We start from the raw sequence: 15,398 nt of genomic DNA on the forward strand, positions 1-15,398 counted from the left end.
GAGGCAGGCACCATGACCGACACGCTCCACCACTACGCTTCGCAGCTGCACTGGACCGGCAACCGCGGCGGCGGCACCGCCGACTACGCCGGCTACGGCCGCGACTACACCCTGCAGGTTCCCGGCAAGCCGCGACTGCCCGGCAGCGCCGATCCCGCGTTCCGTGGCGACCCGGCGCTGCACAATCCAGAAGACCTGTTCGTCGGCGCCCTCGCCGCCTGCCACATGCTCACCTACCTGGCGCTGTGCGCACATGCCGGCATCCGGGTGTTGGCCTACGACGACCAGGCGCAGGGCTGGCTGGAGCTGCATCCCGGCCGGGGCGGACGCTTCCGCGAGGTGGCGCTGGCGCCGCGGGTGACCATTGCCGCGGACAGCGATGCGACCCGCGCGCACGCGCTGCACGCACAGGCGCACGCGCAGTGCTTCATCGCCAACAGCTGCGCGGTGGCGGTGCGCTGCGAGGCGACGGTCGTGCACGGCGAGGCGGCGGCGGAGGCGCTGCGATGAAGGACGTGGAGATCCATCTCGACGATCGCCCCGGCGCACTGGCGGCGATGGCCCAGGCACTGGGCGCGGCCGGCATCAGCATCGAAGGCGGCGGCGCATGGCGCGTGGAGGGCCACGCGGTCGCGCACTTCCTGTTCGATGCTGCCGCGCCGGTGCGCGACGCGCTGCAGGCGCACGGCATTCGCGTCGCCGCCGAGCGCCCCGCGGTGCTGCTGCGCCTGGACCAGCAAACGCCGGGACAACTCGGCCTGCTGACTGGCCTGCTGGGCGCCGCCGGCATCGACATCGCCGTGCAGTACAGCGATCACCACGGTCAGCTGGTGCTGGTGGTGGACGATCTTGCCGGCGCACGGGCGATCGCGGACGCGTGGATGCAGGAACGCGCCGCACGCCGCGACGGTGCGCAGCGATAAGGCCCGCCGCGACCTTCCGAACCGCACGCGCGCCGCGGCCACGCGCGAGGCGCCGGCCGGATCGCTGCGGTTTTTTTCGCCACCACAGGGCAGCGCCTTGCGTGGCAAGGCGTTCGCACGGTTGTCCACAGGCTTTTGGACAATCGATCCACATCCGTTGTGGACAACGTTGCCATCGCCGCGTCGTGCGGGTCGCGGCGGCGCTCACAGGCCCGCAGGGCGCAGTCGATCGCGTCGGCGTGCACGCGCCGACGCCGTCGCCGCGCGCCCTTCACTGGCCCGGCTACGCGCTGCGCGCTACCCTTTGCGCCCCTCGTTTTCGACGCTGCCGCTGGCGGCGTGCGCCCGCCATGACCACCCCTGCGCAACGCGACTTCACCCTGGATCCCGCCGACACCGAGCGCCTGGCCAACCTGGCCGGTCCGTTCGATGCGCACCTGCGGCAGATCGAACTGCGCCTGGGCGTGGAGATCTCCAACCGTGGCAACGTGTACCGGGTGACCGGGCCGGAGCAGGCGGTGGCCGCGGCGGAGCGGCTGCTGCAGGCGCTGTACGCCGAGGCCGACCACGTCGTCTTCGACGACCAGGAAATCCACCTGCGGCTCAACCAGTCCAATGTCGACCAGGTGGCGCAGCGCGCCTACCAACCGCAGGAGGTGGCGATCAAGGTCAAGCGTGGCACGGTGCGCGGCCGCGGCGCCAACCAGGCCAAGTACCTGCACCAGATCGCCACCCACGACATCAACTTCGGCATCGGCCCGGCCGGCACCGGCAAGACCTTCCTGGCCGTGGCCAGCGCGGTGGAAGCACTGAACGAATCGCGGGTGCAGCGGCTGATCCTGGTGCGCCCGGCGGTGGAGGCCGGCGAGAAGCTCGGCTTTCTGCCCGGCGACCTCAGCCAGAAGGTCGACCCCTACCTGCGCCCGCTGTACGACGCGCTGTACGAGATGCTGGGCGTGGAGAAGGTGGTCAAGCTGCTGGAGAAGAACGTCATCGAGATCGCGCCGCTGGCGTACATGCGCGGACGCACCCTCAACGACGCCTACGTGATCCTGGACGAAGCGCAGAACACCACCATCGAACAGATGAAGATGTTCCTGACCCGCCTCGGCTTCGGCAGCACCGCCGTGGTCACCGGCGACCTGACCCAGATCGACCTGCCCAAGCACGTCAAGTCCGGCCTGCGCGATGCCATCGAGGTGCTGCACGAGGTGGATGGGGTCAGCTTCACCTTCTTCGAGGCGCGCGACGTGGTCCGGCATCCGCTGGTGGCGCGCATCGTCAACGCCTACGAGAAGCGCGACGTCGTCGACCGCGCCAGCGGCCCGTCGGCGTGATCCGCACCTGGCCGGCGCTGCTGGGAACGTTGCTCGGCGTGGCCGGCAGTGCCGGCGGCCACACGCCCGAGCGGACGCCAGCGCAGGATCCGGCGCCGCAACGCGTCGCCCTGGCGCAATCGCTGACCGCGCCGTGCGTGTCGATCGTGCAGGACAGCGCCGTCATCGGCCTGCCGCGCGATGTGCTCGAGCGCGCCGCGGCGATCGCCCGCACTTCGCCGACCGCGCCGCGCGGCAACGAAGCGCAGCGCCTGGCCTGGATCGCCGGCACCCGGGCCCAAGCCCTGCTCGATGCGGCCGAGGCCCCCGGCGCGACGCGCGACCGCTTCGGCTGCAATGCGCTGGCCTACAAGCAGGTGCCGGCTGACAGCCTTTACCTGGTCGGCGACCTGCTCGCACACGGCCAGGCCGCGGTATGGCTCCCGGCCTCGGCGCGCTTCGCCGCCACGGTGGAGATCCGGCGCGACAACCCGCAGTGCAAGCGAGGCCCGATGGGCAGCGCGGCCTACCGCATCGACGACGAAAAGACCCCGTTGCTGTTCCTGGTCGCCTGCGTGACCTGAGCCGCACACCGCACACCGACGACCTGTGCAGTTCGGTCGCGCCGCGCATGCGGGAACGCTGGTGCGAGGCAAGCCCGCCTCAGCGCCGACGACGCAAGGTCGCCCTGAGCCGCCGCACGCGCGATACTGTGCCCCCACCGCTGTACTCGGCCGTCTGCCATGACCAAAGGTCCCGTCCGCCTCGATGTCGGCGTCAGCTACGCCCTGCCCCGTGCCGGGCTGCCGGCGGCGACGAGCTTCCGCAAGTGGGTCGCCGCGGCACTGAAGGGCCGCATCCGCGAGGCCGACTTGGCGATCCGCCTGGTTGACGACCGTGAAGGCCGCGCCCTCAACCAGCACTACCGGGGCAAGGACTACGCGACCAACGTGCTCAGCTTTCCGGCCGAACTGCCAGAGGGGCTGCCGAAGGGCGTGAAACTGCCGCTGCTCGGCGACCTGGTGATCTGCGCGCCGGTGGTGGCGCGCGAAGCCGCCGAACAGGACAAGCCGCTCAACGCGCACTACGCGCACCTGACCGTGCACGGGGTGCTGCACCTGCTCGGCTGGGACCACGAGGACGACAAGGAGGCCGAGGCGATGGAGCAACTGGAACGCGAGATCCTCGCCGACCTCGGCGTCTCCGACCCCTACGCCGGCGAGCGTTGATCCGATATCCCACGCCCTCTGCCGCGACCGACCCTCACCCCAACCCCTCTCCCGAGGGGAGAGGGGCTCGGTGTGTCCCCCTACCCACCCCGCGCTGGTCAAGCGCGAGCCCCGGCGGTAACGTGGCCGCGCGGCGATCGCCGCAGCCCGCTTTCCTTCGAGGTTCCGTGCGTTGATCCGTCCCTCGCTCGTCCTGCTCGCGCTGGCCTGCGCCGCTCCGGCGGCGGCCATCGCGACGCCACCCGCGCCGCCCGCTGCGGCACCTGCCGCCACTGCGGCCGGCGATCCGCCCATCGATCTGCCGGCGCTGCTGGAATGCCGCCAGCACGTGACCGACTTCACCGCGCTGGCGCCGCTGCTGGCCGATCCGCTGAAGGCGGTGGCGCACGGCTGGCGGCCGCTGCCGCAGACCAACCTGTTCATGACCGAGTACGCGCTGACCCGACCGATCCAGGTGTTCGGCTACAGCAGCGAGCGCATCGCCTTCTCCGGCGCCAGCGTGATGGCGATCCTGGACCTGCCCGATCCGCGGCCGCTGGCCAAGCGCCTGAACCTGGAAGCGGCGGTGGACACCCCGGAGAAGGCCATGTTCGGCCGCGAAGTGCTCAGCCGCGACGTGCGCGACCCCAAGACCGGCGAGCCGATGATCGAGTCGATCATCCTCAGCGTGTCCACGGTCAAATCGCATCCCGGCAAGACCCTGGCCGGCTGCAGCTACAGCCTGGACCTGCCCGAGGAGCCGGGCGCGCCGCCGGCGCCGGACGTGCTGCACACGCCGCCCAAGGGCGGCTGAACCCGGGCCGGCAGGCCGTCGACGGCCTGCGGCTGGCGTCGCGATGCTGTCGCGACCGCCCTGTTAGACTTGCCGTTACCGCCCGTTCGACCGGGCGCCTACCCACAGAACATGTCAGAAGACGGACCGAGTAGCTCCTCCCCGGAATCCCACGAAAAACGCCGCGGCTGGCTGGAACGCCTGACCTCGGTGTTCTCCGGCGACCCGCACACCCGCGACGATCTGGTCGAGGTGTTGCGCGACGCGCAGCAAGATGGCCTGATCGCCGCCGACACGCTGCGCATGATGGAGGGCGCGCTGTCGGTCTCCGAACTCACCGTCGGCGACGTGATGGTGTCGCGCGCGCAGATGGTGTCGCTGTCGGTGGAGGCGCGCTTCCTCGACCTGATGAAGCAGGTGGTCGAATCCGGCCATTCGCGCTTCCCGGTGCACGGCGAGAACAAGGACGACATCCTCGGCATCCTGCTGGCCAAGGACCTGCTCCGCGGGGTGGTCGCCGACCACGGTCCGGGCACGGTGCGCGAACTGCTGCGCCCGGCGGTGCTGATTCCCGAATCGAAGAAGCTCAACGTCCTGCTCAAGGAGTTCCGGCTCTCGCGCAACCACATGGCGATCGTGGTCGACGAGTACGGCGGCGTGGCCGGCCTGGTCACCATCGAAGACGTGCTGGAGCAGATCGTCGGCGACATCGACGACGAGCACGACGACGCCGAGGACGAGGCCTCGCTGATCGCCGCGCAGGCCGACGGCCAGTACGTGGTGGACGCGCTGACCCCGATCGAGGATTTCAACGAGCGCTTCGGCGCCGACTTCCCGGACGACGACTACGACACCGTGGGCGGCCTGGTCACCGAGGCGATCGGCCACCTGCCCGAGACCGGCGAGGAACTCACCCTGGGGCGGTTCGCCTTCCGCGTGGCGCGGGCCGACGCGCGTCGGGTGCAGGCTTTCCACGTCACCATCCTGCCGCCCGCCGCGCAGGACGGCGCTTGAGCGCGCGCGCCGTGCCGCGCGCCAGCGCGGCGTGCTGGCTGGGGATGTTGCTGGCGCTGTGGGCCGGGCTGGCCTTCGCGCAGACGCCGCCCGCGGATCCGGCGGCCCCGCCGCCGCTGGCCGCCGCGCCGGCGCCCACGCCGCCCGCAGGGGCTGCGACCGCCGCAGCCGACGCCAGCGACCCGGCGCCGCGCATCGGCGTGGCCACGATGCAGCCCGGCGAAGTGTTCTTCGAGCGCTTCGGCCATGACGCCATCGTGGTGCTCGACCCGCGCACGGGCCAGGCCACCTCGTACAACTTCGGCTTCTTCGACCCCAGCGAACCGGGCTTCGTCGGCCGCTTCGCCGCCGGCGACATGCGCTACTACCTGGTCGCGCTGCCGCTGCAGGAGGACCTGGAGCAGTACCGCGAAGCCGGCCGCGGCGTGGATATCCAGTGGCTGGACCTGGCCCCGGCGCAGGCGCGCGCGCTGCAGCAGGCGCTGGCCTGGCGTGCGCGTCCGGAAAACGCGCGCTACCGCTACGACTACTACACCGCCAACTGCGCGACGATGGTCCGCGACGCGCTGGACCGGGCCATGGGCGGGGCGCTGCACGCGCAACTGTCCGGCCGCTCGCGCGGCAACACATACCGCAGCGAGTCGGTGCGCCTGGCCTCGCCGGCACCGTGGATGTGGCTGGGCTTCGACCTGGGCCTGGGCCCGTACGCCGACAAGCCGCTGTCGCGCTGGGAAGAGGCCTTCGTGCCGATGCGCCTGGCCGAGAGCCTGAACGAGGTGCGCAACAGCGCCGGTCGCCCGCTGGTGCAGGCGCGCCAGCAATTGCTGCCGCAGCGGCTGCCACCGGAACCGGCGGAACAGCTGCGGCACTGGTGGCCGTGGCTGCTGGTCGGGCTGGCCGCGGCGGCGGCCGTGCTCGCGCTGGGCCGCCGCCCGCGCTGGCTGGCGGCGCTGGCGCTGCCGTTCTGGCTGCTGTGCGCGCTCGGCGGTGCGGTCCTGCTGTACCTGTGGGGCTTCAGCGAGCATCGCGCCGCCTGGGGCAACCGCAACCTGCTGTTGCTGGATCCGCTGTGCCTGCCGCTGCTGTTCGGCGGTTTTGCGGTACTGCGGGGACGCCGCCCCGGGCGCTGGTTCGACGTGCTGCTGTGGCTGGTGGTGGCGCTGGCCGGCGCCGCGCTGCTGATCCACTGGCTGTCGATGCTGCAGCCGCAGTTCAACCTGCAATGGATCGCGCTGTTGCTGCCGGTGCACGCGGCGCTGGCCTGGGCGCTCACCCGCCCTCGCCCGCAGCCCTGATACCGTCCAGCCACCTCAGCACGCGCGCCTGCGCCGAACCCGATCCCGCCATGGCCTCCGCGACCGCCAACCCCGCCTGCGTCATCAACTGCGTGCACTACGACGGCCACGGCCGTCGCCACGACATCGCCCTGGAGCAGATCAGCGACGTGCTGGCCGGCCAGGAGGACGGCTTCGTCTGGGTCGGCATGTACGAGCCCGGCGATGCCGTGCTGCAGCAGCTCAAGGAAGAGTTCCAACTGCACGAATTGGCGATCGAGGACACCCGCAAGGCGCACCAGCGACCCAAGGTCGAGGCCTTCGGCAACTCACTGTTCCTGGCAGTGCACACCGCGCAGGTGATCGACGAGCGCATCGTCTACGGCGAAACCCATGCCTTCCTCGGCGAGCGCTTCCTGCTGACCGTGCGCCACGGCGCCTCCCTGCCCTACGCGCCGGTGCGCGAGCGGCTGGAACGCGAGGCCTCGCTGATGAAATTGGGCCCGTCGTACGCGCTGTACGCGGTGCTGGACTACGTGGTGGACAACTACCAGCCGATCCTGGACGCCTTCCGGCAGAGCCTGGAGCGGCTGGAGGCCGACATCTTCGCCGAGGCGTACCGCCGCGACACCGCGATCCGGCTATACGAACTCAAGCGCGAACTCAACCAGATGCGCCTGGGCGTGGCGCCGCTGCAGGACGTGCTGGCGCACCTCAAGCGCCACCCCGGCCCGCTGATCGCCGAGGAAGTGCGGCTCTACGTGCGCGACGTGCTCGACCATGCGGTGCGCACCAACGACGCCATCGACACCCTGCGCGAGATGCTGGGCACCGCGCTGAGCGTGAACCTGTCGCTGGTCACACTGGCGCAGGGCGAGACGGTCAAGCGCCTCGGCGCCTGGGCCGCCCTGCTCGCCGCCCCGACCCTGATCACCAGTTGGTACGGCATGAACTTCAAGCAGATGCCGGAACTGGACTGGCCCTGGGCCTACCCGCTGATGGTGGGCGGTGTCGCCGCGGTGTGTGTGGCGCTGTATGTGGCGTTCAAGCGGGCAAGGTGGCTTTGAGCCGCCGCGCAGCGGCGGCGGGAATGGGGAGACGGGAATCGGGAATGGGCAGCGCGCCGCTCACGTGAGGCCGCATTGAATCATTGAACTGCAGCAGTCGTTCTTGGCAGACGGCGCTCCCAGACCCCGCCGCTTTTCCCATTCCCAATTCTCCATTCCCGATTCCCAGCTCACCCCACATACACCGACTTGATGTTCATGAACTCATGGATGCCGTGCTCGGCCAGTTCGCGGCCGAAGCCGGAGCGCTTGATGCCGCCGAACGGGAGGCGCACGTCGCTCTTGACGATGGCGTTGACGAAGGCGGCGCCGCACTGCAGTCGGCAAGCCACGCGTTCGCCGCGGGCGCGGTCGGCGGTCCACACGCTGCCGCCCAGGCCGAAGGTGGTGTCGTTGGCCACGCGCACGGCCTCCGCCTCGTCGGCTACGCGCAGGATCGCCGCGACCGGGCCGAACAGTTCCTCGTCGTAGGCCGGCATGCCCGGGGCCACATTGTCGAGGATCGACGCCGGATAGCCGGCGTGGCTGCCGCGCTCGGGTTCGCACCCCAGCAGCGGCTTGGCGCCCTTGGCGATGCTGGCCTGCACCTGCTTGTGCAGTTCGTCGCGCAGGTCCTGGCGCGCCATCGGTGCCAGCGTGGTCGCCTCGTCTTGCGGATCGCCGAGGCGCCGCTCGGCGGCGGCGGCAACGAAGCGGCGCACGAACTCATCGGCGATCGCCTCCACCACCACGAAGCGCTTGGCCGCGATGCAGGTCTGCCCGGCGTTGTCGAAGCGCGACTTCACCGCCGCGGTCACGGTGGCGTCCAGGTCGGCGTCGTCCAGCACCACGAAGGCATCGCTGCCGCCCAGTTCCATCACGCACTTCTTCAACTGCCCACCGGCGTTGGCGGCGATGGAACGGCCGGCACGCTCGCTGCCGGTCAGGGTCACCGCGGCCACGCGCGCATCGCGCAGTACCTCTGCGGCCTGGTCGTTGTCGATGTGCAGCACGTCGAACACGCCGGCCGGCAGGCCGGCGTCGGCCAGCACCTTGCGAATCGCGTCGGCGCAGCGCGGCACGTTGCTGGCGTGCTTGAGCAGGGCGACGTTGCCGGCCATCAGCGCCGGCGCCAGGAAGCGGAATACCTGCCAGATCGGGAAGTTCCACGGCATCACCGCCAGCACGCAGCCCAGCGGTTCGTAGCGCACGTAGCTGCGCTGCGCGTCGGTGGCCACCGGCTGCTCGCGCAGGTACTCGGCCGCATGCTCGGCGTAGTAGTCGCAGGCCGCGGCGCACTTGTCGAGTTCGGCCAGGGCTTCCTTGCGCAGCTTGCCCATTTCCGCGGTCATCACCCGCTGGATCGCGTCGCGCTGTTCGCGCAACTGCGCGCCGACCTTGCGCACCAGCGCGCCACGTTGCTCCAGCGGCGTCGCCGCCCAGCCCGGGAATGCCTGCGCGGCGGCGGCCAGGCGCTGTTCCACGGCAGCGGCATCCATCAGTTCGAGACTGTATTCGACCTGGCCGGTGGCCGGATTGACGGTGTCGTAAGGCATCGCGCGGACTCCTGGAAAAATGTCCGGCCAGCCTAGCGCGGTGGAGGTTGCGGCAGCGTGGCGATGCCGTCGAGCGCGATGGCTCACAGTGTTCCGCCATGTCCGTAGGAGCAAGGCAATGCCCTAACCCACCTGCTGCTGCGCCAATTGGAGATCGCGCTGGCGCCGCTTCTCGCTGCGCGCCATCAGCCACCAGCCGATGACGGCGGCGATCGACACCGCCAGCACCATCAGCGTGGCCAGTGCGTTGATCTTGGGCTTCAGGCCCATGCGCACCGACGAGAACACGGTCATCGGCAGCGTGGTCGAATCCGGGCCGGCGACGAAGTTGGCGATCACCACGTCGTCCAGCGACAGGGTGAACGCCAGCAACCAGCCCGACACCAGCGCCGGCGCGATGATCGGCACGGTGATCAGGAAGAACACCTTGAGCCGGTTGGCGCCCAGGTCCATCGCCGCCTCTTCCAGCGAGCGATCCAGTTCCTGCAGGCGCGAGGACACCACCACGGTGACGAAGGACAGGGTGAAGGTGACATGCGCGGCCCAGATCGCCACCACGCCCTTGGGCGGGATGCCGAGCACGCCGCCCATCGACACCAGCATCATCATGATCGACAGGCCGATGATCACCTCCGGCATCACCAGCGGCGCGGTCACCAGCGCGCCGAACAGGCTCTTGCTGCGGAAGCGGCGAAAGCGCGTCATCGCCATCGCCGCCAGCGTGCCGATCACCATCGACGCGGTCGCGGTCCAGAACGCCACCTTCAGGCTGATCCACGCCGCCTGCAGGATCTGCCGGTCGCGCAGCAGTTCGCCGTACCACTTGGTGGAGAAGCCGGCCCACACCGTCGCCAGCTTGGAGGCGTTGAACGAATACACCATCAACAGCAGGATCGGCAGGTACAGGAAGGCGAAGCCGGCGCCCAGCACCGTCCAGCGCAGCACCGTGCCCATGCCGCCGCGCACGCCGCTCATGCCTGCCCGCCTTCGAGCTGACGCTGCTGGTAGCGGTTGAAGATCAGGATCGGCACCATCAGCAGCGCCAGCATGGCGATCGCCACCGCCGAAGCGGTCGGCCAGTCGCGGTTGTTGAAGAATTCGCCCCACAGCACCCGGCCGATCATCAGCGTGTCCGGGCCGCCGAGCATTTCCGGGATCACGAACTCTCCCACCGCCGGGATCATCACCAGCATGCAGCCGGCGACGATGCCCGGCCGCGACAGCGGCAGGGTCACGGTCAGGAACGCCTTCCACGGCGGCGCACCGAGATCGTAGGCGGCCTCGAGCAGGCGCTGGTCGAGCTTGACCAGGGTCGCGTACAGCGGCAGCACCATGAACGGCAGGTAGCAGTAGACGATGCCGATGTAGGCGGCGACCGGGGTGTAGAGGATGTGCAGCGGCGCATCGATCAGGCCCAGCGCCAGCAGCGCCCGGTTGAGCACGCCGTTGCTGTCGAGGATGCCGATCCAGGCGTAGACGCGGATCAGGAACGAGGTCCACGACGGCAGCACCACCAGCATCATCGCGATGTTGCGCGCCGACGGCGACAGCCGCGCGATCGCGTAGGCCATCGAATAGCCAATCAGCAGGGTCAGCGCGGTGGAGATGCCGGCGATCTTGATCGAGCCCCAGTAGGCCTCGATGTACTGGTGGTCGCGCAGCAGGGCCAGGTAGTTCTGCAGGGTCAGTTTCAGCGTCAGCACGCCGTCACGCATCTCCAGCAGGTCGCTGTACGGCGGGCTGCGGATCGCCTGCTCGGCGAAGGAGATGCGCAGCACGATCAGGAACGGGATCGCGAAGAACAGCAGCAGCCACAGGTACGGCGCGGCGATCACCAGCCAGCGCAGCGCCGGCAGCGAACCCAGGCGCAAGCGCTGCTGCAGGCGCAGCCGCTGCGTCGGTTCCGGCGGCACCGGGACGACGGGCGCGCTCATGCGGTCAGCACCACGCCGTCGTTGTCGTCCCACGACACCCACACCGCGTCGCCCCAGGTCATGCCTTCGCTGTCCCAGCGCTTCTGGTTGGCGAAGTTGGATTGCACGCGGATGCCGCTGGGCAGGCGCACATGGAAGATCGAGTGGCTGCCGAAATAGGCGATGTCCTCGATGGTGCCGCGCGCCTTGTTGTAGGTCTGCTCGGGTTCGCCCTTGGTGATCCAGACCTTTTCCGGACGCACCGCGAATGCCACCTCCTGCCCCTCCACGCCGGTGATGCCGTGACTGATGTAGATCGGCACCGGGAACTGCGGGCACAGCACGGTCACGTGGTCGGGGTGGTCCTCGCCGATCCGGCCCTCGAACATGTTCACCGAGCCGATGAACTCGGCGGCGAAGCGGCTGTTCGGCGACTCGTAGATGTCGTCCGGCGTGCCGACCTGGCGGATGCGGCCCTGCTCCATCAGCGCGATGCGCGTGGCCATGGTCATCGCTTCCTCCTGGTCGTGGGTGACCATCACGCAGGTCACCCCCGAGGTCTCGATGATGGACACCAGTTCCAGCTGCATCTGCGAGCGCAGCTTCTTGTCCAGCGCGCCCATCGGCTCGTCCAGCAACAGCAGCTTGGGCCGCTTGGCCAGCGAGCGCGCCAGCGCCACGCGCTGCTGCTGGCCGCCGGAGAGCTGGTGCGGCTTGCGCTTGCCGAGCGTGCCCAGCCGCACCAGCTCCAGCATCTCGCCGACACGGCTGGCGATGGCGCTGCGCGACAGCCCGTCTTGCTTCAAGCCGAAGGCGATGTTCTGCTCCACGCTCATGTGCGGGAACAGCGCATAGGACTGGAACATCATGTTGAGCGGGCGCCGGTACGGCGGCAACCCATCCAGCGGCTGGCCGTCGAGCACGATGCGACCGCGGCTGGGCTGCTCGAACCCGCCCAGGCAGCGCAGCAGCGTCGACTTGCCGCTGCCGGAGCCGCCGAGCAGCGCGAAGATCTCGCCCTGGCCGATGTCCAGGTCGATGTCGTCCAGCGCGACGAACCCGTCGAACTCCTTGCGTAGCCCAGCGATGGACACATAGCCGGCCCCCTTGGCCGGCGGCTGCGCCGGCAGATGGTCGGTTCTCGCTTCGCTCAACGCCATCGGTGATTCCCCGTGAAGCACGCCGTCGTGCGGAGCGCCGATGCAGCGGCGACCGCGGCGTGGTGGATCTCAGTGTAGCCGTGGGCGCGTGGAATTCGGGAGTCGGGATTGGGGATTCGCAAAAGCGGCGCGCGCCTACTGCGTCGTGGTCGGCGCCGGTGCCTCCGGTGCCGCCCAGCCCAGGCCCAGGCTCTTCTGCAAGGCGACGTAGCGCAGCAGCACCTGGGTGTGCGCCTGCAGCGCGCTGTCCTGGGCCGAGGCCTGCTGGCGCTGCACGTCCAGCGCATCGATCAGCGACGACGCGCCGGCGGCATAGCGCTGCTGCAGCAAGGCGGCGGAACGATCCGCCGACGCCGCGGCCTTGTCTGCCGCCAGCGCCTGCTGACGCGCGGCGCCGAACCGCGCCAGCGCGCCGTTGGCGTCCTGCAGCGCGGCCAGCACCGTGCCCTCGTAGGCGGCCAGGCGCGCGTCGTTGCCGGCACGGGCCTGCTCGACCTTGGCGCGGGTGGCGCCGAAGTCGAAGAGCGACCATTGCAGGAACGGCGCCACCACGCTGTTGACCGCATCGCGGCCGAGATCGCCCGGCGAGGTCGCAGCCATGCCGATGTTGCCGAGCAGCCGCACTTGCGGGAAATACGCGCTCAGCGCTTCGCCGATCTTCGCCGAGGACGAAGCCAGCTGACGCTCGGCGCGGCGCACGTCCGGGCGCCGGCGGATCAGCGCGCCGGCATCGTCCACCGGCACCGTCGCCGGCAGCGTCGGCAACGGCCGGTCGGCGGCCAGTTCGGCATCGAGCGCACCCGGCTCGCGGCCGATCATCAGCGCCAGTTGGTCCAGCGCCACCTGCGCCTGCGCCTGCAGGTCCGGCAGCACCGCTTCCTGCTGCTGCAACTGCGCCTGCGCACGTTCCACCTGCAGATCGGCGTCGGCGCCGCGCTCGCGGCGCTGGCGGGTCAGTTGCAGAGTCTGCCGGGCGGCCTCCAGGTTGCGCTGGGCCACGACCATGCGCGCACGGGTGCTGCGGTAGCCCAGATAGGCCTGCCCCACTTCGGCGGCGATCTGCACCTGGGTGTCGGCCAGGTCGGCCTCGTCGGCCTGCGCATCGGCCAGCGCGCCTTCGCTGGCGCGGCGGCGGCGGCCGAAGAAATCCAGTTCCCAGCTGGCATCGATGCCGACGCTGTAGAGCTGCATGCGCGGATCGATCTCCACCGGCTGGCCGGTGCCGGCGGCGATGCTGCCCAGGCGGTCGGTCAGCGCATCCGGCGCACGTGCGTTGAGATAGGCCGCGTTGGCGCCGACGCTGGGCAGTTGCTCGGCGTGGCGCTGGTCGACCAGGGCGCGCGAGGCGCGCAGGCGCGCCTGCGCTACGCGCAGGTTCGGGCTGTGCTGCAGCGCCTGCTCGACCAGCCTGCTCAACTGCGGGTCGTGCAGGGTCTCCCACCAGCGCTGCGGCGGCGGTGCCGGTACCACCCCGGCGGCAGCCGCCGTGGCATCGGCGCGATGCAGCCGCGGCTGCGCCAGCGCCGCCTCGGCCACCGGCGGCGGCTTCACGTAGTCCGGGCCGAGCATGCAGGCCGACAGCAGCGACGGCAGCGCGGCGGCGACGAGAACGCGGGAGAAACGCTGGGCCATGGAATCCTCAATGCATCGCGAGCGGAGCGCCGCCCTTGGGCAGCGGCTTGAGCAGGAACGCCAGCGGGATCGTGCAGACCACGATCACCCCGAAGATCCAGAACAGGTCGTTGTAGGTCATCACCAGCGCCTGCTGCTGCACCAGCCGCGCCAGTTGCGCCAGCGACTGCATCGCCGCGCCGGCGCCGGAGGCCGACTGCAGCTGCGCGGCGATGCCGTGCAGGTAGTCCTGCGCCATCGGCGAATTGGCGGTGGTGCCGCTGCCGAGCATCTGGGTGTGGAACACCATGCGCCGCTCCTGGAAGGTGGAGATCAGCGCCAGCCCGATCGAGCCGCCCATGTTGCGCGCGGCGTTGAACAGGCCGGACGCATCGCCGGCCAGGTCCGCCGGCACCGAGGAGATCGCCGCCTGGTTGAGCGACATCATCGCCAGCGCCAGCCCGCAGCCCTGCAGCAGCTGCCCGGCGACGAAATGCATGCCGACCGATTCGGCGGTCAAATGCATGTTGACGAAGCAGGCCGCGGCGAAGCAGCTCAACCCGCCCAGCACCAGCACGCGCACGTCCACCGTGGTCAGCAGCTTGGGCATCATCGGCATCAGCAGCACCGTGGGAATGCCCGACAGCAGCACCACGTAGCCGGACTGTTCGGTGTTGTAGCCGGAGATCACCGCCAGGAACTGCGGGATCATGTACATGACCCCGAACAGGATCATGCCCACCGCCATCACCATCACGAACACCGCGCCGAAACTGCGCTGCAGCAGGATCGACAGGCGGATCACCGGCTGCCGGCTGAGGAATTGCGAGGCCACCAGGGCGATGAAGCCGACCAGCGAGACCACACTCAGCAGCACGATCTCGGTGGACTCGAACCAGCGCTCGCGCTGGCCCTCCTCCAGCACCACGGTCAAGGCGCCCAGCCCGGCGGTGAGGCCGAAGATGCCGAGCCAGTCGGCGTCGAGCAGGCCGCGCAGATACATGCGCTCGTGCGGCAGCCCGAGCAGCAGCAGCGCCACCAGGCCGGCGCAGACCGGCACGTTGAGGAAGAAGGCGTAATGCCAACTCACGTTCTCGGTGAGCCAGCCGCCCAGCAGCGGCCCGATCACCGGGCCCAGGATCACGGTCATGCCGAACAGCGCCGTGCCCAGGGTCTGCTGCGCCGGCGGCAGGCGCGTGGCGACGATGGTCAGCGCGGTGGGGATCAGCGCGCCGCCGGCAAAGCCCTGGCCGACGCGGCCCAGGATCATCATGGTCAGGCTGTTGGACAGCCCGCACACCACCGAGAAAAAGGTGAACAGCAGCGCGCAGATCAGCAGGAAGTTGCGCAGCCCGAGGGTGCGCACGAACCAGCCGGTCAGCGGGATCATCACGATCTCGGCGACCAGGTAGGAGGTCGAGATCCAGGTGCCCTCGGTGCCGCTGGCGCCGACCTCGCCCTGGATGGTCGGCAGCGCGGCGTTGACGATGGAGATGTCCAGCGTCGCCATGAACGAGCCGATGGTGCCGGCGGCCACCGCCAGCCAGGCGCCGGTGTCGGCCTTTTGCGGCGCCTGCGCGCCGG

Annotated in this window: 15 protein-coding genes; 9 read left to right on the top strand and 6 right to left on the bottom strand. The window is 70.1% G+C overall.

Annotation, left to right across the window (positions count from 1 at the left end; genetic code table 11):
* Positions 1-12: 12 nt before the first annotated feature.
* The 9 genes from Q7W82_RS15695 (at position 13) to Q7W82_RS15735 (ending at position 7,595) form a co-directional block, all read left to right on the top strand.
* The gene (locus tag Q7W82_RS15695; protein WP_242160832.1) at positions 13-510 is read left to right on the top strand and encodes an OsmC family protein; all 498 of its coding nucleotides are present in this window, start codon (positions 13-15) and stop codon (positions 508-510) included.
* Positions 507-923, top strand: coding sequence for an ACT domain-containing protein (locus tag Q7W82_RS15700; RefSeq protein ID WP_242160833.1), 417 nt, complete (start codon positions 507-509; stop codon positions 921-923). Before Q7W82_RS15695 ends, Q7W82_RS15700 begins: the two co-directional genes overlap by 4 nt.
* A 350-nt stretch (positions 924-1,273) precedes the next feature.
* Positions 1,274-2,260, top strand: coding sequence for a PhoH family protein (locus Q7W82_RS15705; RefSeq protein ID WP_242084398.1), 987 nt, complete (start codon positions 1,274-1,276; stop codon positions 2,258-2,260).
* Positions 2,257-2,823, top strand: coding sequence for a hypothetical protein (locus Q7W82_RS15710; RefSeq protein WP_242160834.1), 567 nt, complete (start codon positions 2,257-2,259; stop codon positions 2,821-2,823). The genes Q7W82_RS15705 and Q7W82_RS15710 overlap by 4 nt, the downstream gene beginning before the upstream one ends.
* A 159-nt stretch (positions 2,824-2,982) precedes the next feature.
* Complete coding sequence (gene ybeY, locus Q7W82_RS15715; protein ID WP_010342139.1) at positions 2,983-3,468, top strand: rRNA maturation RNase YbeY; 486 nt, start codon at positions 2,983-2,985, stop codon at positions 3,466-3,468.
* Between the two features lie 172 nt (positions 3,469-3,640).
* The gene (locus tag Q7W82_RS15720; RefSeq protein ID WP_242160835.1) at positions 3,641-4,261 is read left to right on the top strand and encodes a hypothetical protein; all 621 of its coding nucleotides are present in this window, start codon (positions 3,641-3,643) and stop codon (positions 4,259-4,261) included.
* A gap of 111 nt (positions 4,262-4,372) precedes the next feature.
* Positions 4,373-5,254, top strand: coding sequence for a transporter associated domain-containing protein (locus Q7W82_RS15725; RefSeq protein ID WP_242160836.1), 882 nt, complete (start codon positions 4,373-4,375; stop codon positions 5,252-5,254).
* Complete coding sequence (locus Q7W82_RS15730; RefSeq protein WP_242160837.1) at positions 5,251-6,549, top strand: DUF4105 domain-containing protein; 1,299 nt, start codon at positions 5,251-5,253, stop codon at positions 6,547-6,549. Before Q7W82_RS15725 ends, Q7W82_RS15730 begins: the two co-directional genes overlap by 4 nt.
* A gap of 50 nt (positions 6,550-6,599) precedes the next feature.
* Positions 6,600-7,595 (top strand): magnesium and cobalt transport protein CorA, encoded by a 996-nt coding sequence (locus Q7W82_RS15735; RefSeq protein ID WP_242160838.1) that lies wholly within the window; start codon positions 6,600-6,602, stop codon positions 7,593-7,595.
* A 170-nt stretch (positions 7,596-7,765) separates the two neighbouring features.
* On the opposite strand, the gene Q7W82_RS15740 is transcribed toward Q7W82_RS15735, so the two are convergent.
* The 6 genes from Q7W82_RS15740 to Q7W82_RS15765 form a co-directional block, all read right to left on the bottom strand.
* Entirely contained in the window at positions 7,766-9,130 is a 1,365-nt protein-coding gene (locus Q7W82_RS15740) for an NAD-dependent succinate-semialdehyde dehydrogenase (protein ID WP_242160839.1), read from the bottom strand.
* A gap of 123 nt (positions 9,131-9,253) precedes the next feature.
* On the bottom strand, positions 9,254-10,105 hold the full coding sequence (locus Q7W82_RS15745) for an ABC transporter permease subunit (protein WP_242160840.1): 852 nt from the start codon (positions 10,103-10,105) through the stop codon (positions 9,254-9,256).
* Positions 10,102-11,064, bottom strand: a complete 963-nt coding sequence (locus tag Q7W82_RS15750; RefSeq protein WP_242160841.1) for an ABC transporter permease subunit — start codon at positions 11,062-11,064, stop codon at positions 10,102-10,104. Before Q7W82_RS15750 ends, Q7W82_RS15745 begins: the two co-directional genes overlap by 4 nt.
* A complete protein-coding gene (gene potA / locus Q7W82_RS15755; RefSeq protein WP_242160842.1) occupies positions 11,061-12,203 on the bottom strand; it encodes a polyamine ABC transporter ATP-binding protein in 1,143 nt (380 codons plus the stop codon). The genes Q7W82_RS15750 and potA overlap by 4 nt, the downstream gene beginning before the upstream one ends.
* A gap of 135 nt (positions 12,204-12,338) precedes the next feature.
* Positions 12,339-13,835 carry an efflux transporter outer membrane subunit gene (locus tag Q7W82_RS15760; protein WP_242160843.1) on the bottom strand — a complete coding sequence of 499 codons (1,497 nt, stop codon included), beginning with the start codon at positions 13,833-13,835 and terminating at the stop codon, positions 12,339-12,341.
* A 7-nt stretch (positions 13,836-13,842) separates the two neighbouring features.
* Positions 13,843-15,324 carry a DHA2 family efflux MFS transporter permease subunit gene (locus Q7W82_RS15765; protein ID WP_242160856.1) on the bottom strand — a complete coding sequence of 494 codons (1,482 nt, stop codon included), beginning with the start codon at positions 15,322-15,324 and terminating at the stop codon, positions 13,843-13,845.
* Positions 15,325-15,398 lie beyond the last annotated feature (74 nt).

The sequence above is a fragment of the Xanthomonas indica genome (assembly GCF_040529045.1).
Lineage (GTDB): Bacteria > Pseudomonadota > Gammaproteobacteria > Xanthomonadales > Xanthomonadaceae > Xanthomonas_A > Xanthomonas_A indica.

Excerpts from the sequence above, each read along its gene's own strand:
- Q7W82_RS15695 (WP_242160832.1), top strand. The coding sequence starts at position 13 with ATGACCGACACGCTCCACCACTACGCTTCGCAGCTGCACTGGACCGGC.
- Q7W82_RS15700 (WP_242160833.1), top strand. The coding sequence starts at position 507 with ATGAAGGACGTGGAGATCCATCTCGACGATCGCCCCGGCGCACTGGCG.
- Q7W82_RS15705 (WP_242084398.1), top strand. The coding sequence starts at position 1,274 with ATGACCACCCCTGCGCAACGCGACTTCACCCTGGATCCCGCCGACACC.
- ybeY (WP_010342139.1), top strand. The coding sequence starts at position 2,983 with ATGACCAAAGGTCCCGTCCGCCTCGATGTCGGCGTCAGCTACGCCCTG.
- Q7W82_RS15725 (WP_242160836.1), top strand. The coding sequence starts at position 4,373 with ATGTCAGAAGACGGACCGAGTAGCTCCTCCCCGGAATCCCACGAAAAA.
- Q7W82_RS15735 (WP_242160838.1), top strand. The coding sequence starts at position 6,600 with ATGGCCTCCGCGACCGCCAACCCCGCCTGCGTCATCAACTGCGTGCAC.
- Q7W82_RS15740 (WP_242160839.1), bottom strand. The coding sequence starts at position 9,130 with ATGCCTTACGACACCGTCAATCCGGCCACCGGCCAGGTCGAATACAGT.
- Q7W82_RS15745 (WP_242160840.1), bottom strand. The coding sequence starts at position 10,105 with ATGAGCGGCGTGCGCGGCGGCATGGGCACGGTGCTGCGCTGGACGGTG.
- Q7W82_RS15750 (WP_242160841.1), bottom strand. The coding sequence starts at position 11,064 with ATGAGCGCGCCCGTCGTCCCGGTGCCGCCGGAACCGACGCAGCGGCTG.
- potA (WP_242160842.1), bottom strand. The coding sequence starts at position 12,203 with ATGGCGTTGAGCGAAGCGAGAACCGACCATCTGCCGGCGCAGCCGCCG.
- Q7W82_RS15760 (WP_242160843.1), bottom strand. The coding sequence starts at position 13,835 with ATGGCCCAGCGTTTCTCCCGCGTTCTCGTCGCCGCCGCGCTGCCGTCG.
- Q7W82_RS15765 (WP_242160856.1), bottom strand. The coding sequence starts at position 15,324 with ATGGCGACGCTGGACATCTCCATCGTCAACGCCGCGCTGCCGACCATC.